This is a genomic window from Leadbetterella byssophila DSM 17132, from assembly GCF_000166395.1.
Classification (GTDB): Bacteria; Bacteroidota; Bacteroidia; order Cytophagales; family Spirosomataceae; genus Leadbetterella; species Leadbetterella byssophila.
This window is the reverse complement of record NC_014655.1, coordinates 2,857,424-2,882,440: the sequence shown is the minus strand read 5'-3', so window position 1 is coordinate 2,882,440 and position 25,017 is coordinate 2,857,424. Positions and strand designations below refer to the sequence as shown.

21 protein-coding genes are annotated in these 25,017 nt (G+C 39.9%); 12 read left to right on the top strand and 9 right to left on the bottom strand.

From position 1 onward, the window contains the following. Positions 1–75: 75 nt before the first annotated feature. Both nadA and LBYS_RS19320 read left to right on the top strand, forming a co-directional pair. Positions 76–1,023, top strand: a complete 948-nt coding sequence (gene nadA / locus LBYS_RS19325; RefSeq protein WP_013409288.1) for a quinolinate synthase NadA — start codon at positions 76–78, stop codon at positions 1,021–1,023. Next, a complete protein-coding gene (locus tag LBYS_RS19320) occupies positions 1,024–1,722 on the top strand; it encodes a 3'-5' exonuclease (RefSeq protein ID WP_013409287.1) in 699 nt (232 codons plus the stop codon). Here LBYS_RS19320 and LBYS_RS12905 read toward each other — a convergent pair. Further along, on the bottom strand, positions 1,694–2,296 hold the full coding sequence (locus LBYS_RS12905; RefSeq protein ID WP_013409286.1) for a hypothetical protein: 603 nt from the start codon (positions 2,294–2,296) through the stop codon (positions 1,694–1,696). The two genes, LBYS_RS19320 and LBYS_RS12905, sit on opposite strands and share 29 nt — an antisense overlap. A 128-nt stretch (positions 2,297–2,424) precedes the next feature. On the opposite strand from LBYS_RS12905, the gene LBYS_RS12900 reads away from it, so the two are divergent. Beyond that, positions 2,425–3,837 carry an alpha-L-fucosidase gene (locus tag LBYS_RS12900; protein WP_013409285.1) on the top strand — a complete coding sequence of 471 codons (1,413 nt, stop codon included), beginning with the start codon at positions 2,425–2,427 and terminating at the stop codon, positions 3,835–3,837. A 14-nt stretch (positions 3,838–3,851) separates the two neighbouring features. Next, the gene (locus LBYS_RS12895; protein WP_013409284.1) at positions 3,852–4,523 is read left to right on the top strand and encodes a 3-keto-disaccharide hydrolase; all 672 of its coding nucleotides are present in this window, start codon (positions 3,852–3,854) and stop codon (positions 4,521–4,523) included. A gap of 52 nt (positions 4,524–4,575) precedes the next feature. Here the strand turns inward: LBYS_RS12895 and LBYS_RS12890 are convergent, their stop codons facing one another. From LBYS_RS12890 to LBYS_RS18390, 5 genes are all read right to left on the bottom strand, one after another. Beyond that, positions 4,576–5,007 (bottom strand): secondary thiamine-phosphate synthase enzyme YjbQ, encoded by a 432-nt coding sequence (locus tag LBYS_RS12890; RefSeq protein ID WP_013409283.1) that lies wholly within the window; start codon positions 5,005–5,007, stop codon positions 4,576–4,578. Positions 5,008–5,060: 53 nt separating this feature from the next. Beyond that, entirely contained in the window at positions 5,061–5,381 is a 321-nt protein-coding gene (locus LBYS_RS12885) for a DUF3467 domain-containing protein (RefSeq protein ID WP_013409282.1), read from the bottom strand. An 11-nt stretch (positions 5,382–5,392) separates the two neighbouring features. Then, positions 5,393–7,801 carry an alpha/beta hydrolase family protein gene (locus LBYS_RS12880; protein ID WP_013409281.1) on the bottom strand — a complete coding sequence of 803 codons (2,409 nt, stop codon included), beginning with the start codon at positions 7,799–7,801 and terminating at the stop codon, positions 5,393–5,395. Between the two features lie 62 nt (positions 7,802–7,863). Then, positions 7,864–10,770, bottom strand: coding sequence for a serine hydrolase domain-containing protein (locus tag LBYS_RS12875; RefSeq protein ID WP_013409280.1), 2,907 nt, complete (start codon positions 10,768–10,770; stop codon positions 7,864–7,866). 67 nt (positions 10,771–10,837) lie between these two features. Continuing rightward, positions 10,838–11,563, bottom strand: coding sequence for a hypothetical protein (locus LBYS_RS18390; RefSeq protein ID WP_013409279.1), 726 nt, complete (start codon positions 11,561–11,563; stop codon positions 10,838–10,840). Between the two features lie 662 nt (positions 11,564–12,225). On the opposite strand from LBYS_RS18390, the gene LBYS_RS12865 reads away from it, so the two are divergent. Further along, positions 12,226–13,842, top strand: coding sequence for an ABC-F family ATP-binding cassette domain-containing protein (locus tag LBYS_RS12865; protein WP_013409278.1), 1,617 nt, complete (start codon positions 12,226–12,228; stop codon positions 13,840–13,842). A 151-nt stretch (positions 13,843–13,993) separates the two neighbouring features. Here the strand turns inward: LBYS_RS12865 and rpsA are convergent, their stop codons facing one another. Continuing rightward, entirely contained in the window at positions 13,994–15,808 is a 1,815-nt protein-coding gene (rpsA, locus tag LBYS_RS12860) for a 30S ribosomal protein S1 (protein WP_013409277.1), read from the bottom strand. Between the two features lie 207 nt (positions 15,809–16,015). Here rpsA and LBYS_RS12855 point away from each other — a divergent pair, with 207 nt between their 5' ends. Next, complete coding sequence (locus LBYS_RS12855) at positions 16,016–16,792, top strand: mechanosensitive ion channel family protein (protein ID WP_013409276.1); 777 nt, start codon at positions 16,016–16,018, stop codon at positions 16,790–16,792. Here the strand turns inward: LBYS_RS12855 and LBYS_RS12850 are convergent. Further along, positions 16,789–17,856: a GHMP family kinase ATP-binding protein gene (locus LBYS_RS12850; RefSeq protein WP_013409275.1), complete on the bottom strand. Its 1,068-nt coding sequence runs from the start codon at positions 17,854–17,856 to the stop codon at positions 16,789–16,791. The two genes, LBYS_RS12855 and LBYS_RS12850, sit on opposite strands and share 4 nt — an antisense overlap. A 216-nt stretch (positions 17,857–18,072) precedes the next feature. Between LBYS_RS12850 and LBYS_RS12845 the strand changes: the two genes are divergently transcribed. The 4 genes from LBYS_RS12845 (at position 18,073) to LBYS_RS12830 (ending at position 22,032) form a co-directional block, all read left to right on the top strand. Beyond that, on the top strand, positions 18,073–18,576 hold the full coding sequence (locus LBYS_RS12845; RefSeq protein WP_013409274.1) for an HNH endonuclease: 504 nt from the start codon (positions 18,073–18,075) through the stop codon (positions 18,574–18,576). Between the two features lie 32 nt (positions 18,577–18,608). Continuing rightward, the gene (locus LBYS_RS12840) at positions 18,609–19,958 is read left to right on the top strand and encodes a leucyl aminopeptidase family protein (protein ID WP_013409273.1); all 1,350 of its coding nucleotides are present in this window, start codon (positions 18,609–18,611) and stop codon (positions 19,956–19,958) included. Between the two features lie 272 nt (positions 19,959–20,230). Continuing rightward, positions 20,231–21,082 carry an acetyl-CoA carboxylase, carboxyltransferase subunit beta gene (accD, locus tag LBYS_RS12835; RefSeq protein WP_013409272.1) on the top strand — a complete coding sequence of 284 codons (852 nt, stop codon included), beginning with the start codon at positions 20,231–20,233 and terminating at the stop codon, positions 21,080–21,082. A 17-nt stretch (positions 21,083–21,099) separates the two neighbouring features. Then, the gene (locus LBYS_RS12830; protein WP_041823708.1) at positions 21,100–22,032 is read left to right on the top strand and encodes a bile acid:sodium symporter family protein; all 933 of its coding nucleotides are present in this window, start codon (positions 21,100–21,102) and stop codon (positions 22,030–22,032) included. 5 nt (positions 22,033–22,037) lie between these two features. Here LBYS_RS12830 and LBYS_RS12825 read toward each other — a convergent pair whose 3' ends face one another. Next, positions 22,038–23,072, bottom strand: coding sequence for an LLM class flavin-dependent oxidoreductase (locus LBYS_RS12825; RefSeq protein WP_013409270.1), 1,035 nt, complete (start codon positions 23,070–23,072; stop codon positions 22,038–22,040). A 412-nt stretch (positions 23,073–23,484) separates the two neighbouring features. Between LBYS_RS12825 and LBYS_RS12815 the strand changes: the two genes are divergently transcribed. Further along, positions 23,485–23,826, top strand: coding sequence for a hypothetical protein (locus tag LBYS_RS12815; protein ID WP_041823705.1), 342 nt, complete (start codon positions 23,485–23,487; stop codon positions 23,824–23,826). A 72-nt stretch (positions 23,827–23,898) separates the two neighbouring features. Then, positions 23,899–25,011: an efflux RND transporter periplasmic adaptor subunit gene (locus LBYS_RS12810; RefSeq protein WP_013409267.1), complete on the top strand. Its 1,113-nt coding sequence runs from the start codon at positions 23,899–23,901 to the stop codon at positions 25,009–25,011. Positions 25,012–25,017 lie beyond the last annotated feature (6 nt).

The window sequence follows — 25,017 nt, the reverse complement described above, 5'->3', positions numbered from 1 at the left end:
TCACTAGAAGAAAAAGAGTTTTTTTAGCCGCAAATAGGACGTATTATTGCAGGTGAAAGTTTAATTATTGGGCAGATGAAAGATTTGGTTGAAGAGATACAAAGACTGAAAAAGGAGAAAAATGCGGTGATTCTAGCGCATTATTATCAAACAGCAGATATTCAGGATGTAGCAGATTATATAGGTGACAGTCTTGGGTTATCTCAGGAAGCTGCGAAAACGGAAGCAGATATGATCGTTTTTGCCGGTGTGAGATTTATGGCAGAGACGGCTAAGATACTCTCGCCACAGAAGAAGGTAGTACTTCCTGATTTTAATGCAGGATGTTCTTTAGAAGAGTCTGCTCCGGCTGATAAATTCATGGCTTTTAAAGAACAGTATCCGGATGCATTAGTGATATCCTACGTCAATTGTTCTGCGGAGCTTAAAACCTTAACAGATATTGTTTGTACCAGTACAAATGCAGTTAAGATTGTGGAAAGTGTACCGGAAGATCAACAAATCATCTTTGCACCTGATAAGAATTTAGGAGCATATTTGAACAAGGTTACCGGTAGAAATATGATCTTATGGGATGGGGCATGTATGGTGCATGAAACCTTCTCTGCTCGCCTAATTGAGGAGATGAGGAACAAGTACCCCAATGCCAAGCTTCTGGCGCATCCAGAGAGCGTAAATGCGGTTTTAGAGCATGCTGATTATATAGGTTCTACTACCGGTTTATTGAAATATACTATAAACAGTCCGGAGAAGGAATTCATCATAGCTACTGAGACGGGTATTTTGCATCAGATGCAAAAAGCTAATCCGGACAAGATTTTTCATGTGGCTGCTACGGAGAGAAATGGTACGTACTGTGCTTCATGTGCAGATTGTCCTCATATGAAGTTGAATACCATGGAGAAATTATATCTCTGTATGAGAGATGAATCTCCGGAGATCATTCTTCCTGAGTCTACCATCAGAGATGCGCGTAAGCCAATTGACAGGATGCTTGAGATTTCAGCTCAATTTGGATTATAAATGAAGGATATTCTCTTTTTGGATATAGAAACTGTATCCTTAACAGAGGATTTTAACGACCTACCGGAACGTTTACAAGAGCATTGGCAAAAGAAAGTTCAGCATATGAAAAGAGCTGAACCTGTGGAAGATGTATATGTAGAACGGGCAGCCATTTTCGCTGAATTTGGTAAGATTATTTGTATTGGGGTAGGAGGTGAAACCTCTGGGGATCTGAAGGTTAGTTGTCTTTATCATGAAGATGAAAGGACTTTACTTCTACAGTTTAAGGAATTAATAGAAAGACATCCGGCAGGGAAGAGATTGATTTTATGTGCTCATAATGGAAAGGAATTTGATTTCCCTTATTTGTGCAGGCGAATGATCATACACGGAATACCCTTACCTGATGTTCTCCAGATGAGTGGAAAGAAACCTTGGGAAATACCACATTTAGATACTTTGGAAATGTGGAAATTTGGGGATTATAAGCACTTCACTTCTTTGGATTTATTGGCTGCCGTTTTAGGAATTGAGGGGAGTAAAGGCAGCTTAGATGGGTCTAAGGTAAATGCAGCATATTATTTGGAAGATAGGATTACAGATATTATCCACTATTGTATGGAGGATGTAGTAGTTCTAGCTCAGGTCTTTAGAAGACTGAGGGGACAAACTTTGTACACAGAAATAATCAGAAACCCCAGCCCAGAGAAAAACTAACTGAACCTAGAGAAGACATGTGCAGGTTTTGCCTATAATAGAAAGGTGAAACTCCCATTCTGGCAAAAAGTACCAAGTCGTTTTCTTTGTATGGTCTAACCTTTTTCACTTGAGTTCTAATGCCTAAATACCCGTGAGGCACTACTCTATTTTGCTCATTGGAATTACGATTATAGAAGGCGGGAACGGCGCCTGCTCCGGCTTCCGCAAACCAATCTATTAAAACTTTTGGGGGTCTTTTGTAGCAACTGGTATTGAATAATTCCGCTATTTCATGATCTATATGACCAATGAAATAATTATAAGTCAAGGTTACTGGAATACCTAGTCCACTGTTTTCATATCCAAAGGGATTGGGTTCGTTAGGGATTGAACTTGCACCCCATACATAGGATAATCCGATACTACCGGAAACAAAGGATTTTTTCGTAGGATAGAACATGCGGTGGTAATTGATTCCGGCACCTTTGCTGAAACCGCCTAGTTCTACGAAATACCCTTGGGTATAACGACTATTCCACTGCGAAAAAACTGCAATGGGACAAAATATCAAGGGAATGAATAATTTTCTCAAAGAAGATATTTTTTAGAAATAGCACATGCAAAACAACGCATTTCAATGCATATTTTGTCCTGAGGACCTCACTTTTTTTTAAAATGGCTCGATTTTATTTCTTAATATTATGTCTCTAAACATAAACTATGAGGATCTGCATTTACTTACTTTTCTTTGCTTTCACTTTGAAGGCTCAAAACACCTTACATCCGGTATCCACTTCCTATACCTATCCCACAGACCCATTAGTAGCGGAAAAGCTTGAAAAATGGAGAGATCAGAAATTTGGAATGATCATCCATTGGGGTATTTATGCTGTACCTGGGATCATAGAAAGTTGGAGCATCTGCAATGAAGATTGGATAGAAAGAGACAGTACTATCAGATATGACGATTACAAGCGGTGGTATTGGTCGCAAAGCGAAAAATTTAATCCCATCAAATTTAATCCTGAACAATGGGCATCTGCAGCGAAAGAGGCAGGTATGAAATACTTAGTTTTTACAACTAAGCATCACGATGGATTTTCCATGTTTGATACCAAGTGGACGGACTTCAAAATCACTTCAGGGCCATTTAGAAATCATCCACGCGCGAACGTTACCCAACATGTATTTGAAGCTTTCAGAAAGGAAGGTATGATGATTGGGGCGTATTTTTCCAAGCCTGATTGGCATTCACAGTACTTTTGGTGGGATAAATATGCTACTCCTGACAGGAATGTCAATTATGATATCAGAAAGCATCCTTGGAGATGGAATAAATTTAAAGAATTTACGCATGGTCAGATTAACGAGTTAACTTCCGAGTACGGTCCGGTTGATATCTTGTGGTTAGATGGAGGCTGGGTGAGACCAAGAAATACGGTCACGGAGGAAGTATTAAGTTGGGGTGCACCCATTCCAGATTTCGACCAGGAAATTGATATGCCAAAGGTAGCACAAATAGCCAGAGCGAATCAACCGGGCATATTGGTAGTGGACAGAACAGTACACGGTGAATTTGAAAACTACAGAACTCCTGAACAAGGTATTCCGAGTACGAAATCTGAGGATCCTTGGGAGAGTTGCATAACTTTAGGAGGTGCTTGGAGTTATGTACCCGGAGATCAGTTTAAGAGCGCTGAGTGGGCTATCAAGACCCTTGTGGAAATTGTGTCTAAGGGAGGAAACTTGTTGCTAGGAGTGGGACCTACACCTGAAGGGGAATTTTTACCGGTACAGTTGGAGAGATTAAAAGAGATAGGAAAGTGGTTAGAAAGGAACGGAGAGGGCATTTATGAAACGAGGACAGTAGATCAGTTCAAGTACGAACATTTTTATTTTACCCGTGCCAAAGATCAGAGGAGGTTTGCTATTCGTTTAAATAATGAACCTTTGACAGAAGAGGTGTCTTGGAAAGGAAATGCGCCTAAAAAAGGGAGTAAGATGTTCATCCTAGATGGAAATATCCCGGTGAAATGGCAGCAAGAGGGGGAATTAACCCGAGTATTTATTCCTAAAAAATCTTTGGATAAATTAGCTAAGGATGCGGCGATTACCTTTAAATTTGAACAATAAAAAACCTAATAACTATGAGAATTTTAGTCTTAATTATGGCTGCGCTAGTCGCAAATACAAGTTTTGCGCAGAAGAACAAGTGGGTTAAACTATTTGATGGAAAATCCTTGGAACATTGGTATTCTTGGAATGTAAATGACGGAAATAGTACGGCTGGCTGGTCAGTGGTCAATGGAGAATTGACAACAGATGGTAAAGGTGGAGATTTGGTGACAAAGAAAGAGTATGAAAACTTCGAACTAGAATTTGAATTCAAAGTTTCTCCAAAAGGTAATTCGGGTGTGATCTATAAGGTGCAAGATAAGCAGAAGGAAAAGGAACAACCTTATATCTATGGTCCGGAGTATCAGATCATTGATGATGTTAATTATCCAAGTACTCCAAAAGATGTACATAAAACTGGAGGTAATTATGATGTATACGCACCTTCTGATTTAAGTGCTGTGAAGCCTGCAGGGGAATGGAACAAGGGTAAGATCAAGATCTTGAACAATAAAGTGGAGCATTGGTTAAATGGGAAGAAGGTAATTGAATATGAATATGCAAGTCCTAAATGGGTAGAAGACATTGCTAAAAGCAAATTCAAAAGCTGGCCATATGCTACTCCTCATGCCAAAGGTAAGATCTCTTTACAAGGACATGGAGACACCGTTTGGTTCAAGAATATTCGTATTAAAGAATTATAAAAAATACGATTTTAAAGAGAGATAAGCTCCCAAGAAGTAAGTACTTGGGGGCTTATTTTATATTTCCCCAAGCCGTCAAAACTAACTTCCTTCCGGTATCATAATTCCGATGTTCTCCTAAATAGATACCTTGCCATCTTCCCAGATTTAATTTCCCCTCTGTGATGGGTATTTGTAGGGAATTTCCCAAGATAGAAGATTTCAGATGGCCAGGCATATCATCTGCTCCTTCATAATTATGTTGATAATAGGGTGCATTTTCGGGTACGGAAGCATTGAAATGAGCTTCAAAATCTGCGCGGACAGTTGGATCAAAATTCTCGTTTATGGTGATGCTAGCAGAAGTATGCTTGAGGAAAATGTGTAGAAAACCTATCTGGATTTGAGAGATTTCCGGCAAGGCATTCGTCACTTGTTCAGTGATAAGGTGGAAGCCTCGTTTATAGGGTTTGAGTTTGATTTCCTTTTGAAAGAATTGAGTCATAAAAGAGAATAGATTGCCTAATACAAATTTAGGCAATCTATCTCAATTTTGTTTTAAGCTTCTCCGATAGGCCCTCCAAAATTCATTGGAAAAGGCACGGGTTCACTGGATTGACGAATTTCACCAAAGGTTTCTTCGTACTTTCGAATGTTGTCTTCTAATGCATGAAGAAGCCTTTGGGCATGTTCAGGCGTTAGAATTACTCTGGCTTTAACTTTTGCTTTGGGTATACCAGGCATCAGTCTGATGAAGTCCAAAACAAACTCACTATTCGAGTGGGCGATCATGGCTAGATTGGCGTACACGCCTTCTGCGATGTCTTCAGGTAGCTCAATGTTGATTTGGTGTTCCTCTTGATTTTCTTTCTTTTTCATACCCAAAGCAGTTATTTTTTACCTTTTAGATGTTTTTCTAAGAACTGGTCTTGTTCCCAAAGAAGGTGCAAAATATTTTCTTTTGCTACATATCCATGTGCTTCTTTTGGTAGAATAACCATTCTAGCAGGAGCTCCTAATCCTTTCAAAGCTTGGAAATAACGCTCGGTTTGTAGGGTAAATGTACCAGGGTTATTATCCGCTTCTCCATGAACGAGTAGGATAGGCGTCTTCATTTTATGAGCGTTCATAAATGGAGACATGCGGTTATATACTTCCGGAGCATCCCAATAGTTTCTTTGCTCTCTTTGGAAACCGAAAGGAGTCAATGTTCTGTTATAGGCTCCACTTCTTGCTATACCCGCTGCAAACAGGTTTGAATGTGTTAATAAGTTAGCGGTCATGAAGGCCCCGTAAGAGTGACCACCTACTGCTACACGTTTAGGATCTATATATCCTAAGTCATCAACGGCTTTGATGGCTGCTTCGGCGTTAGCGATTAACTGCTCAACAAATGTATCATTTGGTTCTGCACCATTTTCTCCAACGATAGGAAAGGCAGCGTCATTCAATACTGCGTATCCTCTGGTAACCCAGAAAATGAATGATCCATACGCAGGGAAAGTAAATTGATTCGGATTCAAAGTGGTTTGAGATGCCGAGTTTTTATCTACGAATTCCTGTGGATAAGCCCAAATAAGTAGAGGAAGCTTATCTTTTTTGTTGTAACCTGCTGGTAAATAAAGAGTACCCGAAAGGTCTACTCCATCTTTACGTTTGTATTTGATCACTTCTTTGTGGACTTTTTCTAATCCTGCGAATGGATTTTTGAAGTCGGTGATTTGTACAGGAGCCATTCTATTCTTAAGGTTTCTCAAGTAATAGTTAGGATATTCTGTAGCAGATTGAAGCATTACCAGAACTTCACCGGTTTTGATATCTTTGAAAGAAAGAATGTTTTCCAACTTGTCTTTATATGCAGATTGATAAATCCTGTTTGTCTTCAGGGTTTTCCAATCTAATTCGTCTATGAACGGGAATTGTCCTTTCTTGGTGTGTCCGTCACCTATCAAATAGCTTTTGCCATTTTCTATAGCTAGTACATTTCTTCCGTATTGATTTTTAACGGTTTCGAAACTACCCGGATCTGAATAGATATCTTGAGAATTTCTGTCAAAGATGAGTTTAGGAGCTGCTTTAGAAGATGGGTCAAAAACAAAGGTTCTGGAGCTACGAGTATCGTACCATTGATCTCTCAAGATAGCTAGTTTTTCATTACCCCAGGTAATTCCGCCGTAACGCTGAGTAGTTTTTACTAGGGAAACCGGAGCTTGGTTAAATGGAGCTTTCCAAGTGAATACTTCGTCTCTAAATTCAACTTTTTTCGCCGGATCTCCTTCGTCTAAGGCCTCTACATAAACTAAAGTAGCCGGTTCATCAGCTCTCCAGTTCATGCTTCTTTTTCCTGTTCTTACAGCCATGAATCCTTTTGGAAGGGTTTCATTCAAAGGCAGGCTATTCACTTCTTTAACTAATTTTCCTGCTTTGTCATAAACAAAGGTTTTGCTAGGAAAACGGTTATAAGGAACGATATAGGAGAATGGTTTCTGCAATACGCTTACAAGCACATAGTTTCCGTCAGGAGAGAAAGTAGCATCTGTATACAAGTTTGCAGGAAGGAAAGCTACAGCATTTCCGGATAGATCAACCTTTTTTAGTTCTGAAGTGATCAAAGTCTCAAAGTTTTGCTCATCAGCAGGATTTTTCAGCAAATCCTGATATGTACGGTTTTGAGAAGCTTTACCTTCTGCAGTAGAGATAATGGGACCGGTAGGCAAACTTACTAAGGTGTTGATTAGTGGTTTTCTATTTGCAGGTAGGTAGTTAACCAGTAAGCTGTTGTTATCTTTAAACCAACTTATCGGGTTTCCTAAATTTGCATTTAAATAACCTGATCCAACTTTTTTAGCGCTTGCACTTGCTACTTCTAACACCCAAAGTTCCACACCGTTCTCTGATGTATGGGTGAATGCAATTTTAGATTCGTCAGGTGACCAGGTGATGTTAGTGATCTTAGGTGATTGTGGTAATCCTTTAACCTGAATCTCTTCTCTGTCTTTTAACTTTCTAACTTTTAAGTTATTAAGGTATGTTACCGTACTGGAAATATTGGTCTTAGGATTGATTCTCAAACCACCTAATTTAAGCTCATCTTGAGATAAATCATCAAGAGTCTTATAGGTATCTCTGTAAGTAAAGAGCATATAATCTGACTTACTTCCAAGAGAAACCGAAGGAGGTCTTTCATAATCCACTAATTCGAGGATTTCTTTTGGAGGTTTTTGATAGGTAAGGTTTTCTTGAGCAAAGGATACGTAAGCGCAACCCAATCCCAAGAAGATGGTTAGTAATTTTTTCATATACTGCGAATTAACTTTTTGATTCAAATGTCTGTATTGATATTGGTTTTTCCAAATATCCTTTAGTATAACAGGGCCTTGTACGCGATATCGTGAATTTTTTGTCGAGTTTTATTTTTTATGATCTTTTGGTTGTTCGCAGAAGGATATACTCTGTTAGAAAGAAACACGAAGATCAAGTCTTTTTCAGGGTCAACCCACACGCAAGTACCGGTAAAGCCGGTATGTCCGTAGGTCTTAGAGGAGGCGTATTGGGAGACAGTTCCGTCGCCGGGACCTGTAGGTCTATTCCAACCCAGAGCTCTATGACTTACTTTGGATTGAGGTTTAGTGAAGAAGTCTATCGTTTCTTTAGAGAAGAACTGACGGTCATCATAATACCCTCCGTTGAGGTTCATCTGCATCAGTCGGGCCAGATCCCATGCATTAGAGAAAAGTCCTGCGTGTCCTGCTACTCCTCCAATAAGGGCAGCATTAGGATCATGTACGGTGCCATGGATGGCTGCCTTTCTGAAGTCTCCGTTTACTTCAGTAGGTGCGATTTGGTCTTTCGTTTTTTGGGTGAATGCATTATACATCATGGAATGCAAGCCCATAGGTTCATAGATATTTGCTCCTACAAAGGCATCTAAATTTCTACCGCTTATGCGTTCAACTAATTTCTGAAGTAGGAGTAGTCCCAGGTCAGAATACACATATTGTGAACCTGGAGCATTGATTAGAGCCGACTTTTCCACCCATGAGAATACTGAATCTTTGATAATGGGATTAACTCCTAATTCATCTGAAATAGGAATGTGCCCGGAAGTGATGGGAGCGTTGGAGAAGTAGTAAGGATTGTATTGCCCGCTTCCGAATCGCGTTTGATCAAAGAAGGGTACAAATGCTTTCAACCCGGCTTGATGCAAAAGGATATCTTTTATGATCAATCTACTTTTATTGGTTCCCAGAAGTTCGGGAAGGTAGGTGGATAATTTCTCGTCGAGGTTTATTTTACCTTGATCGTAGAGCATCATTATAGCCTGTAAGGTGGAGGCTACTTTGGTAACAGAAGCTAAATCATACAAGGTATGTCTGTTGACCGCTTGGCCGTTATTGTATTTCATGTTACCGAAACCTTCGTAGAAGACGACTTTGCCTTTTCTGGCTACTAAAACCTGACAACCCGGAAATTCTTCCCCCATGATAGCGGAATTAACCACCTTTCTGATTTCTTGCAGTTTTGCAGCACTCATTCCAACTTCTGAAGGCATAGCGAAACCTAGTCGGGCGAAGGATTCTACTTCATATCCGTAATCGAGCTTACCATCTGCAGAGAGGGTATTAACAGGAACCTTACCTTGGGCGGAATTGACTCCGAAAAGTACATTGGCAGCGGCCATATGAGCTTCTTCCTCGTCTTCAAATCCGCACATGACAGTCTCGAATTCATCAAAAAACTTCAAGCTATAGGGGTTTCCGAAGACGCAAACGATGAGTCGGGAGTTCTCTTGAATATATCTTAACATATTCAGGGTTTCCTCTGTGATGCCGTAATCTAATTTTTCAGATTGCCTTACCTTGTGAATACTGACAATCACCAGATCATTTTTTACGGCCTCTTCTGCTATGGATTTCCAATCTGTGCTTCTGGCTGGTTTATCTTGTAGGAGGTAGGAGTTCACGTCTCCGTAGAGTTCTAAGGTACTTTGAAAGAGGTTTTCCTGATCAACTCCTACACCAATACTAGCCATTTTTAGTGTTGCAAGACCTTTCAAAGGGATAAGTCCAAATTCATCTCTGGTTACGGTTACGGCTTTGTTATAAATGAGTTGTTTAAGTTCTTTGCTTCTTTCGGTGTCCAGATCTTCACTAATATTTCTAAGGTCAACGGGTTTATAGGAGTGAAGACCTGCCCAATATTTGGATTTAAGTATTTTTCTAACGCTGTGATTCAGTTCTTCTTCTGTGATTCTACCGTTAATGCATGCCGCAAGTACGGCATTGTAGGCTTTATCAAGGTTTGAGGTTTGTAGTAACATATCATTACCGGCTTTGAAGGCACGAACTTCCGCTTCTCCTACCGGGAAGGATTTGAGTAGGCCTTTCATGTTTAAGGCATCAGAGATGACTAATCCGGTAAAACCGAGTTCTTTTTGAAGGTAATCCTTAATGATCCTTTCGGATACAGTAGCCGGAACGCCATTATCTAAGGCAGGGACATTGAGGTGTCCTATCATGACAGAAGATACGCTATCTGCTATCATGGCTTTGAAAGGAGCAGACTCAACCTCTTGAATGTGTTTTAGAGAGTGTTGAAGTACGGGTAGGTCATAGTGAGAATCTACATGGGTATCTCCGTGTCCGGGGAAGTGCTTGGCACTGGTAAGGATATTGTACTTTCTATGTCCACGAACAAAGGCGCTGGTAAGCTCAGATACGTTCAGTGGGGATTCTCCGAAAGATCTGTAGTTGATGACCGGATTTTTTGGATTTGAGTTGATATCTCCAACTGGAGAGAAGTTAAAATGTACTCCAATGCGTTTGCATTGGCGAGCTATTTCCTCGCTGACTTGTTCGGCAAGTTCTATGTCTTTAGCTGCACCTATGGTGATGGCTTTTGGGAAGGAGAATGCGTTATTCAGTCGCATACCTAATCCCCATTCTGCATCCAGACCTATCAGGAGGGGGATCTTTGCGGCTGCTTGATATCGGTTAGTAAGTTCTGCTTGTTTTAGGGCATTTCCCTGGAAGAAGGCTAGTCCACCGAGGTGATATTTTCTGATTTGATTTTCTACGATGGTATAATCTGCTTCTCTTCGGTTAGAGAAGACGGCGATCATGAACAATTGGCCCACCTTTTCCTCTAAAGTCATTTCGGAAAGGATGGTCTCCACCCATGCTTCCTGCTTTTTTGTATAATCTGTTATAGGGCGTGCAGATATGCTGACCACGGCGGCCAGAACGCATAATAAAAATCTCTTACTCATAAATATCCAACGAATCCAGGCACAAAAAAGGTGAAGTATAGGGAAAATAAAAAATAGTACAATAGGATTAGGGCAGAAGTATTCTTTTTACGCCATTTAATATCACGGTAGATGGTCTCCCTAATAGGGTTTCTATAGTATTTTGGGTTAAAGGCATTTTCTTACTAGCAATAATTGAGGCCAGATCTTTTGATTTCAGTTTTGACTTTTGCAAGTTATATAAGGTACGAAGAGGTTGTTCAAAATAGGCGGGATTTCTTAGTGGATTAAGGTTTATTCGTGGTAGGTGAAAAACCTGCCTTGGGATTAGCTCCACTCTATTTTTTAACTCTATAGGGAGATCCTCCATTTTGTCCATTTTCTTTAAAAGGAAGTTTTTAAGTTTTGCAGGTCCTTCAAATGAAAGATAATCCCCTTTTATCTTGAGTTCTGCCATTCTAATTAATAGGCCGAAATAATAATCAGTACCATTTGAAAGCACGATATCTATTCCACCTCTCTTACCTAAAATAACTTTGTTCTTAGCTTTATTACCTCTTCTATGTAAGTAGGGATGTAAGAAGCGGTTGCTTTGCAACTCATTTATATGGGAGTATGTGTCAGGAAACCATTGTGGATGGTAAAAGTAAGATTCTACTTCGATGGGGAAGATCTCTATGTTTCCCATAATGAAATAGGAATATTTTGCGAATACCTCGTTTATTTCCTGTAATCGTAAAATGATGTCTTTCTCATTTTTGGCTTTCAGCAAACGGTTAATTACATCTTCCACTTTAGTTCGATTGATAAACAAAGGTAAAAAAAGTACAATATAGGACTAAGAATCCTTAGAATAAATCACGGAGTAAATAAAGTACTGGTATTCAGGAATGTTACTATTATAAATTGGTTGTTGTGATGGTAATTTAAACAACAATAAAGCCTTACATAGAGATACTTCTCCATAACCTTAATGTGATTGCGCTAGAACTACATATAATGTAGACGAACTACTTGGACGATAAACTTTTAAAGAAGATAGATGGAACTTTTATTAGGATTGAAGGGCAATGTGGAGGATTGAAGCGGTTGATTTGATTAAGGCAAAAGATAATGAACTGGCACAAGTGATGGATTTAAAGGACGGTTCATTGTGAATGGTAAGTAATTCTGAAGTTCCATGCTTGCACTTTAAAGTGGGTGGTTAGGAGAAAAGTAGGAGGAATAAAAGGGTGAACATATGAACTTAGGGTGGTTTAGCTGTGGTAGTATAGACAGAATCATGCTATAGTAAACTTCAAGACTCAATGGACCTTACAAATTTTAATGTAAAATGATAAGTCTATGAAAGGATTAAGATACAAGTGGAGTGCTGTTTGTCTACCTTAATGAAGGCGAGTACTATAGAGGAGATTTTATACTGAAAACCCCTTAAAAATGCGTAACTTTGCATTTCAATTTATTTATACATAGAATATGTTAACGGTATCAAATCTTTCTCTGCAGTTTGGGAAAAGAGTGCTTTTTGAAGAAGTGAACTTAAAGTTTACCCCGGGCAACGTTTACGGGCTCATTGGAGCCAACGGAGCAGGTAAGTCAACTTTCGTAAAAATATTAGCAGGGGATATTGAACCTACCACAGGGAATGTGAGCATGGATCCGGGCGAGAGGATGTCTGTATTGAAACAGAACCAGAACGCCTATGACGAATTTACGGTATTAGATACTGTAATGAGAGGAAATGAGCGTCTATATCAGGTTATGCAGGAGAAAGATGCCCTATATGCTAAAGAAGATTTTTCTGAAGAAGATGGTAACCGTGCAGCTGAATTAGAAGGTGAGTTCGCTGAAATGAACGGTTGGGAAGCGGAATCAGATGCAGCCGCATTATTATCCGGTTTGGGTATCTCAGAAGAGTATCACTATACGGTGATGTCTGAAATGAACCCAGCAGATAAAGTGAAGGTGCTATTGGCTCAGGCTTTGTTTGGAAATCCGGATGTGTTGCTTTTGGATGAGCCTACGAACAACTTGGACATAGAGTCTATCCTTTGGTTAGAAAACTTCTTGATGAACTTTAAGAATACGGTGATTGTGGTATCTCACGACCGTCACTTCTTAGACAATGTTTGTACGTATATTGCAGATTTGGATTTCAAGAAAATCACGCTTTATGGTGGTAATTATACTTTCTGGTATGAGTCCAGTCAGTTAGCGGCTAAGCAGAAGGCGGATCAGAATAAGAAAGCGGAAGAGAAGAAGAAAGAATTGGAAGAATTTATTCGTCGTTTCTCTGCTAACGTGGCTAAGTCTAAGCAAGCTACTGCTCGTCAGAAAATGATAGAGAAGTTGGATATCGCCGCTATTCAGCCGTCTTCACGTAGATATCCGTTTATTGGGTTCAAACCTGAGCGTGAGGTAGGTGATCAGATCCTAGTGGTAGAGAATTTGAGTTACAAAAACGAGGAGGGAGAATATCTGTTCAAGGATTTGAGTTTCCAGGTTGCCAAAGGAGATAAAGTGGCCTTTTTGAGCAAAGATGGTCTAGCGGTAACGGCTCTTTTTGATGTATTAATGGAGAAAAGACAACCTACTTCCGGATCATTCAAGTGGGGAGTTACCATTACAAAGGACTACTTGCCGAATGACAACAGCGAGTACTTTGTGGATAGCAGCATGAATCTAGTGGACTGGTTGCGTCAGTTTTCTACGGAGAAAGACGAGACCTTTATCCGTGGGTTCTTGGGGCGGATGTTGTTCTCTGGAGAGGAGGCATTGAAGCAGTGTACGGTATTATCGGGAGGGGAGAAGCAGCGTTGTATGTTCTCTAAGATGATGTTATCGAACTCGAACGTGTTGTTGTTTGATGAGCCTACGAACCACTTGGACTTGGAGTCTATTCAGGCCTTGAACAAGGGGATGGAGGATTATGACAGCGTTATTCTCTTTACCTCTCATGACCATCAGTTGACTAACTCCGTGGCTAACCGCGTAGTAGAATTAGGGCCTAAAGGCTGTCTAGATAAGTTAATGACGTTTGATGATTACTTGACTGACGAGCGCGTAAAAGCTCAGAGAAAGGAGATATATTAAAAAGAAAGAATATATGAATCAAAAAGGGGGCGTATCGTGATACGTCCCCTTTTTGTTGTGGTGTATTGTAATACGCCACAATAAGCTGCAGAGATGGGCTAAAAAGTTAGGGCGTATTGCAATACGCCCTAACTACGCCCTAACAACTAGATTATTCTTCGTCAGATTTCTTCTTTGTAGCTTTCTTCTTAGATGCAGCTTCCTCGTTTACCAATTGGTCTTTCAAAGCAGCAAGTGCTGAGATATCACCAAGAGTTGATTTTTCTGCTTCAGGAAGTTTTACTTTGTCAGCTTTAGCAGAAGATTTTTTCTTCTCAGCTGGCTCTTCAGAAGGAGCTTCCCAAGTTTTAGAGTGAGAAAGAACGATTTTCTTTTCGTCTTTATTGAACTCGATAACCTCGAATTTCAATTTCTCACCTACTTCAGCTACAGTACCATCTTCTTTGTTGATGCCTTTAAGGGCAACTGTACCTTCGATTCCGTAAGGAAGTTCAAGAACTACAGTTTTATCAGATTTAGAGATGATGCTTGCGTCATGTACAGAACCTACTTCAAACACAGATTCGAAAGTATCCCAAGGGTTTTCTTCGATGTGTTTGTGGCTAAGCGCTAATCTTCTGTTTTCAACATCCAATTCAAGAACTACAACTTCAAGCGTATCTCCGATTTTCACGAAATCAGAAGGATGCTTGATTTTCTTCGTCCAAGAAAGGTCAGAAACGTGTACTAGACCGTCAATACCTTCTTCAAGTTCTAAGAATAGACCGAAGTTAGTAAGGTTTCTTACAGTACCTGTATGTTTCGTTCCGATAGCGTATTTAGCTAATAGATCTTGTTTAGTCCATGGATCTTCAGTCAATTGTTTAATACCCAAAGACATTTTTCTTTCTTCTTTGTCTAGAGTCAATACCACTGCAGAGATTTCGTCACCGATTTGTAAGAAATCAGATGGGTTTCTCAAGTGTTGAGACCAAGACATTTCAGAAACGTGGATCAAACCTTCCACACCTGGTTTCAATTCTAGGAAAGCACCGTAATCAGCGATGTTCACGATTTTACCGCTTACTTTAGAACCTACTTCAAGGTTTTGAGCTAAGGAATCCCAAGGGTGAGCTTCCAATTGTTTCATACCTAGAGAGATACGTTTCTTCTCATCATCAAAGTCAAGTACCACCACTTTGATTTTGTCATCAAGGTTAAGTACTTCGTTTGGATGATTAACACGACCCCAAGAGATATCTGTAATGTGAAGGAGACCATCCACACCACCCAAGTCGATGAATACACCGAAGTTAGTGATGTTTTTAACCACACCTTCCAATACTTGACCTTTTTCAAGGTTAGTAAGAATCTGTTGTCTTTGTGATTCAAGATCTTTCTCGATCAATACTTTGTGAGAAACTACCACGTTGTCATTAGTGTGGTTGATTTTCACCACTTTCACTTCCATACGTTTGCCTACGAATACATCGAAGTCTCTGATAGGTTTAACGTCAATTTGTGAACCAGGAAGGAAAGCTTCAATACCGTAAATATCTACGATAAGACCACCTTTCGTACGACGTTTGATAAGAGCGTCCACGATGATGTCTGTTTCCAACGCCTTTTCAATTTTAGACCAAGCAGTAAGGATTCTAGCTTTTTTACGAGAGATCACTAGTTGACCTAATGCATCTTCTTGCTTTTCGATGAATACTTCTACTTTGTCACCTACTTTAAGATCCGGTAGGTCACGGAATTCAGAACGAGATACGATACCGTCTGATTTGAATCCGATGTTCAAAAGAACTTCGCGGTCAGTAACACCTACCACAAGAGCTTCTACTACATCTTTTTCTTCAATTGGGGAGAAAGTTTCTCCGTACAATTTTTCTAACTCTGCTTTTTCGGTTGCAGAATAACCACCACCAATACCTTTCTTGGTTACTTTGTCCCAATCAAATGCTGGGAATTGTTGATTTGCCATAAAAAAGCTCTAAATACATCAGTAGTCCGAGCTATACTACTGAAATTTAATGTTATACAAAATCGTTCCTTAAAAAGGAGTGCAAAGATAAAGCTATTTCTGAACATTTTTAGCACTAAAGCCCTAATTATTAGAATTTTCCCCAAATCTTTAGCCAAAAGCTGAGTTTTTGTGGACTTTTGCAGTTTTTAAACCCAAAATTTTGTCATGAATTATAATCTGGATAGTCTTTTAGAAATGTTTAAAGGGCTGATGATCAAGTATGGACATAAGTTGGCTATAGCCATAGTTACCTTAATCATTGGCTTTTGGTTGGCCAACAGAATCAGTAGCGGTTTGAGGAAAGTGCTTACGCGTAGGGTTCCTGAATCTTCCATTGTTCCTTTTGTGGTTTCCTTAGTATCCATCTTGATCAAAGTGATGGTGGTATTAAGTGCTGCCGCCAAGTTTGGTATAGAGACTACTTCCTTTATAGCCTTATTAGGTGGGGCGGGATTAGCAGTAGGTTTGGCTTTGCAAGGGAATCTTTCCAATTTTGCCAGTGGGGTAATGATTTTGGCTTTTAAACCTTACAAGATAGGAGATAGTGTGATCATCAGTGGTTTTACCGGAGTAGTGAGAGAGATATTAATATTCAATACGGTTTTGCAGACCAAAGAGAACCGGAGAATTATCATTCCCAACAGTTCCATCACTTCAAATCCAATTACGAATATTTCCGGTAATGGAGAGTTGAGGGTAGAATTAAGTTTTAAGGTTCCACGCCAGAAGGATACTGAATGGATCAAAAGCCAGATTTTAGATGCGTGTAAAGGTTTTTCAAAGATTCATTTACAACCAGAACCACATATCTCTGTAAATGCTGAAGATTGGGTGATGACCATTTACACGGTGAAGGTGTGGTGTTCACCATCTGACACAGGAGCAGTAGAAGACTATTTAAATGAAGAAGTAAAAAGAAGAATTTGTGAAACCCGGAATTAATGTACCCGGGTTCCTTCATCTACTTCAATGATATACGGTTTTCCACCTTCTTTTTCTATGGCTGCAGCTACAGCTTCAGGATCATTAGGTGCATAGGCAAACATGCATCCGCCGCCACCTGAACCGTTGATTTTCGCTCCTAGAGCACCTGCTTTCAGGGCAGCATCCACCATTCTATTGATTTTTGGAGTGGAAACCTTTTTGGCATCCCTCAAGCTGTCCTGATGAATATTTAGCAGTTCTCCTATTCTATGTTGATCAATGGAATTATTTCTAAACATGGTTAAAGCTTCTCTTAGGATATCCCTATCAGAGAGATTGCCTTGAAGCAGTTTGAATTGTTCCGGACTTAGATACTCTTTAAAGGATTCCACTTCGGTGGCTGGGAATTCTGCAAGTTCAAAAGAAGAATCTTTTTGTTTTAGGATATCAATGATATCCAGCATCCCAAATTTCACATGTTTTAATATGCCCAAAGTATCTTTTGGTTCCAAAGAGTCACCTAAGACGAAAGTACCTAGTTTTACGGGATAAGAGAAAGCTTGGGGAGTAGGCAGACTCTCCAGGTACATGATATTTCCTAAGGCAGTGGAAAACTGGTCCATCATCCCTCCCGGTTCACCGAACTCCAGGACCTCAGCTGCTACTGCATATTTACCTATTTCAAATTGGGTTACAGTTGCCTTTGGTTTCTTGGAAGCCGTTTGGGTTAGGAAATGGATCCATGACACAAGTAAGGCGGAAGAACTAGAAGTTCCGGAGTTGATAGGAATATTTCCGTGCACATGTACATCAAAGCCATTTTCAAACTCGTATCCGTCTCTTTTCAGGACGTTGATCGCGGATTTGAAATAATCCCTTGCACGGGTGTACTTTAATTCTGGTTCTAGATAAAAGACTTCTTCGGACTGTATGTCCGGCATGTGTATGTGGATTTTTTGGTCAGGTCTGGCTTCTCCTGTTACGTGGATTCTTCTGGAAATGGCTGCCGCTATCACAGGAAGTCCCAAATAATCTTGATGCTCACCAAAAAGGCAGATCCTGCCGGGTGTTGAAATATGCATATAGTACCGAATGGTTTTAAGGGGTCAAAAATACAACTAATCATGAAATTCTTTTAAGTGCTTTTGAAAGTTTTCTGAAAGCAGGAAATACAACGGAATCCGAGCATAAGGTTGTATATGTCTGTTATTCAGAATTTTAATATTTTGTTAAATCGCTCTGTTCTTTAGGTTTTGTCAAAAAAAAATCATAATTTAGAGAGAAATATATGTGTATTCATGGGGCGGCAAGTGTTAGTACTTAATGCCGACTACAGTGCTTTAAGCGTATGTACTGTTCCTAAGGCATTTTTATTGGTTTATCTAAATAAGGCTGAGATGGTGGCAGAATCTGATTCTGAACATCTCAGGACGGTGACCTCTTCGTATGCATTACCTACCATTATTCGCTTACATGCTTATGTGCAGGTTCCTTACAAAAGGATCATTTTAAACCGGCATAATATCTTCAAAAGGGATCACCATCAGTGTCAGTACTGCGGTTCAAACAGAGATTTGACTTTAGATCATGTTTTACCAAAGTCCCGGGGAGGTAAAACCACTTGGGATAATTTAGTGGCTGCTTGTAAACATTGCAATTCAAAGAAGGGGGACTCTTTACCGGAGGAGATAGGGATGAAACTTCGTCAAAAACCTTTTCGACCTACCTTTGTGATGTTTGTTCGGGATTATTCAGGAAATGTGGAAAGTACCTGGTTGCCGTATTTAAATAGGTGGAGGTAAAAGCGTATATTTGGCTTTCAACTTTTCACTGCATGAATTATTTATATCCTGTATTTAATACTACTTCTTTGAGCTCTTTTGACTCTCCTTATCTGGAAGGATTTAAGGGAAAGACAGGAGAGGTGGCCTTTTTTATAGATGGAGAGGCAAATCGTCATTATTTTTTAGGTTTAGGAGATCCCAAGCATCATTTGGAGGTAATTCAAACGGTAAGAAGTTTTATTTTCAAGCAAAAGGAAAATCTGTCCACTGGCGTTAAGATTAAGTTTTTAGGAGGGCAAGAGTATCTGTCAGATATAGTTCAAGGTGCTTATTTGAGCGATTATTCCATTGGGTACTTAAAGGGAGAGCAGTCGGAATTCCCATCCATTGAATTTGAAGCAGATGCTTCTGATGTAGAAAGAGGTCAGCATTTCGCTCGCGCTATCAAACGCATAATGCGCTGGGGAGATGCTCCGGGAAATCATAAGACGCCTCAGAAATTAGCGGAATGGATCAAGGCTTCAGGGGAGGAGAATGGCTTTCAAGTGGAAGTCTTTGATAAGACTGCTTGCGAAAACTTAGGAATGCATGCGCTTCTAGGAGTAGGTAGGGGAAGTAGGGAAAACCCTCCTGTCTTTTGTGTATTAAAATATACCCATCCTGAAGCCACAAAAACCGTAGGATTAGTGGGTAAGGGGGTAACTTTTGACACCGGAGGTGTATCTCTGAAGCCGGGAGATAACATGAATTACATGAAGTCTGATATGGGCGGTGCTGCAGCTGTGGCCGGAACCCTGGAAGTGGCTGCCCGATTAGGATTGAAAATAAACTTGATTGGGGCTATTCCTATCACGGAAAACTGTATTGATAGTTATGCTATCAAGCCTGGAGATGTTATTTCTTCCTATTCTGGGAAGACTATTGAGGTGATCAATACGGATGCTGAGGGTAGATTGATATTAGCTGATGCATTAAGTTACATTACGGATAAGTATCATACAGATGTTCTGATAGATTTAGCAACGCTAACGGGTAACGCTATAATGGCCTTAGGTTATAAAGCAGCGGCCTTGATCAGTCCGAATGATGAATTAGCACAGAGTCTTTTCCATGCAGGATTAAAGACAGGGGAGAAGGTATGGAGAATGCCGCATTGGGACGAGTATAAAGACGCCTTGAAGTCGGATATAGCGGATCTTAAGAATTTGGCGGGATCACCTATTGGTGGAGCCATTAATGCGGGTAAGTTCTTGCAGGAATTCATTCGTGAACATCAAGCCTGGGCGCATTTGGATATAGCCGGGACGGCTTTTATGGATTCAGAATTTGGCAGCATGAAATCAGCCACCGGATTCGGGGTGAGATTATTAGTAGAGTATTTAGAAAGTCAGGGTGCATAGTCACCCTGTTTTATTGAAGTGCTCTAGAAGTCAAACTTCGTGCGCTGAGTAGTTTAAAAAAAAATCTTTCAGAAATTGTAGGATTAATATATGGAAGAAGAGAAAACTACGTTTAGGTGTAAAAGCGGTTCTGACTTACTGTGCTTTCCACCCCCTTATATTCTGAAAATCTTACCTCCATTTAAGAATGGTAAAGTGAATCTGTTCAAGAAAAATGGATAAGGTAGTAGATTTTTGCTTTATATTTGTCCCCCATTACCTTATCGTACGTTATGTCGTGGTTTAGAAGAACAGAAAAAGGAATAAGTACTCCCACTGAGCTAAAGCGTGAAACCCCAGATGGTTTATGGTATCAGTGTCCGGAGTGTAAGAATGTGGTTCAAACGCGTGAGCATCAGCAAAATGCATATACATGTCCCAAGTGTAATTATCACGATAAGATAGGTTCAGAAGCCTATTTTAATCTTTTGTTTGATGAAGGTAAATATACCGAGTTAGACAAGGACATGATCTCCGGGGACCCATTAAACTTTGTGGACACAAAGGCCTATCCTGCACGTATTAAAGCTACGGTGGAGAAAACCGGGCTTAAGGATGCATGTAGAACTGCATACGGAAAGATAAACGGAGTAGACTTCACTATTTCCTGTATGGATTTCGGATTTATCGGGGGATCCATGGGTTCTGTAGTAGGAGAGAAGATAGCCAGAGGTATAGATCATGCTTTGAAGAAAAAGACTCCATTCTTAATGATCTCCAAATCAGGAGGGGCAAGGATGATGGAAGCCGGATTCTCTTTGATGCAGATGGCTAAGACTTCAGCAAAGTTAGCCTTATTAGAAGAAGCAAAGATTCCTTATATATCTTTATTAACGGATCCTACTACTGGTGGGGTTACGGCCTCTTTTGCCATGTTAGGTGACTTGAACATAGCGGAGCCGGGTTCTTTAATCGGATTTGCAGGGCCTAGGGTTATTAAAGAGACCATAGGAAAAGATCTACCTAAAGGTTTCCAAACCGCTGAGTTTGTATTGGAGCACGGATTCTTGGATTTCATTGTAGACAGGAAGGAATTGAAGGATAAGCTTTCTTCCGTAGTAACGATAATGATGCAGCCCTCTTGAAGGGCTTTTTTTTTGAAATGGACCCTTTTATCTTTTACCTTTTGGGTGTAGTAGGTCTGGCTTATTTCTTTCCGGAGCCTGCTCATGTACTTCCTTTTGAAACCATCACCAGTGCCGGGGTATCACTGGTATTCTTCTTTTATGGTTTGAAGTTAAGTAAGGATAAATTAAAATCAGGGTTATCAAATATATCCTTACATTTTTTAATTCAAGCCTTCACCTTTTTAGTATTCCCTTTGGTGGTATTGGCCGTTAAGCGCTTCTTTCCGAATCAGGATTTGTGGTTAGGTTTATTCTTCTTAGCTGCATTACCTTCTACCGTATCTTCATCTGTAGTGATGATTTCATTAGCGAAGGGGAATATACCGGCAGGAATCTTTAATGCCAGCTTATCCGGACTTATAGGGATACTTATCACCCCATTGTGGATGAGTATTTTCTTACATTCTTCCGGAGGGGATTTTACGGAGATCTATATAAAGTTGCTGTATGAGATCTTATTGCCTATTTGTTTAGGGTTTTTCTTCCAAAAATGCTTGGGCAAATATGTTCAACAGTATAATTCTTTCTTTAGTAAGTTTGATAGAGCAGTCATCTTAGCCGTCATATATAAAAGCTTTGTACATTCTTTTGAAGATGGAGTTTTTCAATCTATTCCCTACGGAGAAATGGCGGTATTAGCCGTTTGGGTGATGGCTCTATTTTGGCTCATCTACGGATTAATTTACTTTGTAACAGAGAAATTAGGGTATAATACGGAGGATAAGATCACGGCTTTATTCTGTGGGACAAAGAAATCTTTGGTTCATGGCACCGTATTTTCTAAGGTATTTTGGGGAAGTTCACCTACTGTAGGTTTGATTCTTTTACCCTTGATGTTATTCCATGCATTACAGATCTTGATAGTAGGATATATTGCAGGGAAATATGCAAAAAGAAATGAGGCTTAAGAGCCTCACTTCTGTAGTGCTTTTCTGATTTCGGGAGCTACTTTGGTTCCGAATAATTCTATAGACTTCATCATCAGTTTATGATCAGGAGCACCTACGTCCATATGGGCTATGAAACGGGTGATTCCGAACAATTCGTGCATGTGCAGAATTTTATCCGTCACGGCTGACGGGTCTCCTATAAACAGTGCTCCGTCTTTCGAACGGCCTCCATTGAACTGATGCTTGGTATAGGGAGCCCATCCTCTGCTTGATCCTATTCTGTCCATTTGAGCAGCATAATTCTCAAAATATCCATCACAAATGGCCTCATTATCACTTACAAAAGTATGTGAATGAATACCAAGTTGCATTTTGGCCGGATCGTGACCGTGTTTTAAGTATTGTTCCTTGTAGAAATCCATGTGGGGTTTGAATTGAGCAGGCATACCTCCTATGATGGCTAAGATCAATGGTAGGCCTAATTTAGCTGCTCTAAGTATGGATTCCGGAGTGCCACCTACAGCAATCCAGATGGGCAGTTGTCCATTATTCACTGCTCTCGGATACACGGTTTGATTAACCATAGGAGGTCTCAAAGTTCCTTTCCAGCTCACCTTTTCTTGTGTATTGATCTTCAATAAAAGATCTAATTTTTCCTCGAAAAGGGCATCATAATCTTTAAGGTTATAGCCAAAAAGGGGGAAAGACTCAATGAAACTACCTCTACCTACGCCTATTTCAGCTCTACCGCCTGAGATTTGGTCTATGGTAGAGAAGTTTTGATATACATTAACGGGCTCAGAGGAGCTTAGGACCGTTACTGTACTCATAAGCTTGATATTTTTAGTTACGGATGCTGCTGCAGCAAGAAGGATTTCAGGTGAAGACACTGCGTAATCAGGGCGGTGGTGTTCGCCCATTCCAAAGACGTCCAAGCCTACTTCATCAGCTAACTTTACTTCTTCTAATATCTCCCGTAGTTTTTCTCCGGTATCTTGAATTTTTCCGGTGTTTTTATCTATGGCTAAGTCGCCAAACATTCCTATTCCTAATTCCATAATTCTCTTTTTTTTCAAAAATAGAAGATTTGATGAGGGGAAAGCATTGATATATGATAATAAAATGTTCTATCTTTGGTATAAAGAATCATAAATTATGCAGAAAATCATCCCCTATATCTTTCTTGTTTTTGGGATATTAAATTTATATCGCTTTGCTGAAACATTTTTTTCTGAGGTAGCAGGTCCGTTTAAAGTGCTATTTTGGGACACAGATATAAACGGATACAGAATCAAGTGTTTGGTTTTTGCAGCGGTATTCATCTTTGCTTTTTGGGGAAATTTCAGAAGAAACAGGGCGCAATAAATCTACAGACGCCGACTCAATAAGGGCTTTGATCTATGTACTAACAGATGTTTTGCCTATTTATCCTGTTAAAAACGGGAAAAATAGATATATTTGTTAGTTCCTATGGTGAAAATACGTAGTTATATAACCTCCTTCTTCTACATACTTATGGCGAGTTATGTCTTGGCATTGAGTATTGATGTACCTGCCATTTGGGAGGATGCTGTATATGGGGAAACTGCGGAACAGACCTATTTTAAGAAGATCAAGGCTTCATTAAATAATGAAGATGTTTTACTTCCTGATGAGCCGGTTGATCTTCCTGATTTAGTAGCTTTGATAGCCAAAAATACCGTTGTGGCCCCGAAAGAAGAGGTATTCCATTCTGAACTAATTTATTCCTACCATGATAATTGTCGGGCACAATTTGGCCCGGATGTAGTATATTCTCCGCCGGAATCCTAAGTTCTTCCAGATTCATTGTTTTGTTTTGAGCTATCGAATTTTCGGTAGTTGAGTCATTTATATTATTATATCATGAAGAATTACATTCTTTTTATAGCCTTGGTATGGGCTGGGCTTTCCTGTAAAGCTAAAGAAGAGGAAAATAAGGAGGAGAAAGATACATTTTTGGTCACGTATCCTATCATTAAAGCAGCTGACCAGAAAAGTGAATATGTAGCAGATATTCACGCAAGACAGAACGTAGAAGTTCGCTCAAAAATCAGGGGTTTCCTTGAAAGGGTTTGGGTGGACGAAGGTCAAGCTGTTCGTAAAGGTCAATTGCTGTTTTCCCTGTCTACAGTGTCTCATCAGCAAGACGTTGCAAAGGCTCAAGCGCAATTGAAAATTGCGGAGGCTGATCTAAAGGCCGTTCGATTAGAATTAGAAAACGCTAAAAAATTATTTGACAAGAAGATCATCTCAAAGGCTGAGTTAGATTTAGCAGGTGCTAAAGTAGAAGCTGCCAGTGCAAAGGTTGCAGAGGCGCATTCAGATACGGAAAGGGCTAGATTAAACCTGACCTTCTCAGAGATTAGAGCACCTTTTGATGGGGTGATCAACAGGATTCCTCAAAAGGCAGGATCTCTTGTAGAAGAAGGAACCTTATTAACTACACTCTCTAATAATTCCGAAGTATTTGCATATTTCAACGTTTCTGAAAAGGATTATCTGGATTATGTACTAGATAATCAAGGAGATTCAAAATCTAAAGTGACCCTTATGCTAGCCAATGGTATGGAATATCCTCACAAGGGGGTGGTTGAAACCATGGAGAGTGAATTTGATAGGAATACGGGGAACATTGCCTTTAGGGCCAGATTCCCTAATCCCGACAAGCTCCTAAAACACGGAGGTAGTGGTAAGGTGATTTTGAATCAATATATCCAAGAAGCTATACATATCCCACAAGTCTCCACTTTTGAGGTGCAGGATAAACTATATGTTTATGTGGTTAAGAAAGATAATATCTTAGAACAAAGGTCCATTGAGCCTATCTTGAGGGTTCCTCATTTCTATATTGTGGATAAGGGTGTAGCCCCTGATGAAAGGATACTTTTTGAAGGTGCTCAGCAGGTGAAAGCAGGTCAACAGATCGAAATTAAATTGATCAGTGCGGAAGAAGTAGAGGCAAAAATTAATCCTTAAGATATC

Coding starts and splice junctions, on each gene's coding strand:
- nadA (WP_013409288.1), top strand. CDS start 76: ATGAAAGATTTGGTTGAAGAGATACAAAGACTGAAAAAGGAGAAAAAT.
- LBYS_RS12815 (WP_041823705.1), top strand. CDS start 23,485: ATGGTGAAAATACGTAGTTATATAACCTCCTTCTTCTACATACTTATG.
- LBYS_RS12810 (WP_013409267.1), top strand. CDS start 23,899: ATGAAGAATTACATTCTTTTTATAGCCTTGGTATGGGCTGGGCTTTCC.
- rpsA (WP_013409277.1), bottom strand. CDS start 15,808: ATGGCAAATCAACAATTCCCAGCATTTGATTGGGACAAAGTAACCAAG.
- LBYS_RS12885 (WP_013409282.1), bottom strand. CDS start 5,381: ATGAAAAAGAAAGAAAATCAAGAGGAACACCAAATCAACATTGAGCTA.
- LBYS_RS12850 (WP_013409275.1), bottom strand. CDS start 17,856: ATGCATATTTCAACACCCGGCAGGATCTGCCTTTTTGGTGAGCATCAA.
- LBYS_RS12825 (WP_013409270.1), bottom strand. CDS start 23,072: ATGGAATTAGGAATAGGAATGTTTGGCGACTTAGCCATAGATAAAAAC.
- LBYS_RS12900 (WP_013409285.1), top strand. CDS start 2,425: ATGAGGATCTGCATTTACTTACTTTTCTTTGCTTTCACTTTGAAGGCT.
- LBYS_RS12875 (WP_013409280.1), bottom strand. CDS start 10,770: ATGAGTAAGAGATTTTTATTATGCGTTCTGGCCGCCGTGGTCAGCATA.
- LBYS_RS12895 (WP_013409284.1), top strand. CDS start 3,852: ATGAGAATTTTAGTCTTAATTATGGCTGCGCTAGTCGCAAATACAAGT.
- accD (WP_013409272.1), top strand. CDS start 20,231: ATGTCGTGGTTTAGAAGAACAGAAAAAGGAATAAGTACTCCCACTGAG.
- LBYS_RS12830 (WP_041823708.1), top strand. CDS start 21,100: ATGGACCCTTTTATCTTTTACCTTTTGGGTGTAGTAGGTCTGGCTTAT.
- LBYS_RS19320 (WP_013409287.1), top strand. CDS start 1,024: ATGAAGGATATTCTCTTTTTGGATATAGAAACTGTATCCTTAACAGAG.
- LBYS_RS12840 (WP_013409273.1), top strand. CDS start 18,609: ATGAATTATTTATATCCTGTATTTAATACTACTTCTTTGAGCTCTTTT.
- LBYS_RS12845 (WP_013409274.1), top strand. CDS start 18,073: ATGGGGCGGCAAGTGTTAGTACTTAATGCCGACTACAGTGCTTTAAGC.
- LBYS_RS12880 (WP_013409281.1), bottom strand. CDS start 7,801: ATGAAAAAATTACTAACCATCTTCTTGGGATTGGGTTGCGCTTACGTA.
- LBYS_RS12890 (WP_013409283.1), bottom strand. CDS start 5,007: ATGACTCAATTCTTTCAAAAGGAAATCAAACTCAAACCCTATAAACGA.
- LBYS_RS12855 (WP_013409276.1), top strand. CDS start 16,016: ATGAATTATAATCTGGATAGTCTTTTAGAAATGTTTAAAGGGCTGATG.
- LBYS_RS12865 (WP_013409278.1), top strand. CDS start 12,226: ATGTTAACGGTATCAAATCTTTCTCTGCAGTTTGGGAAAAGAGTGCTT.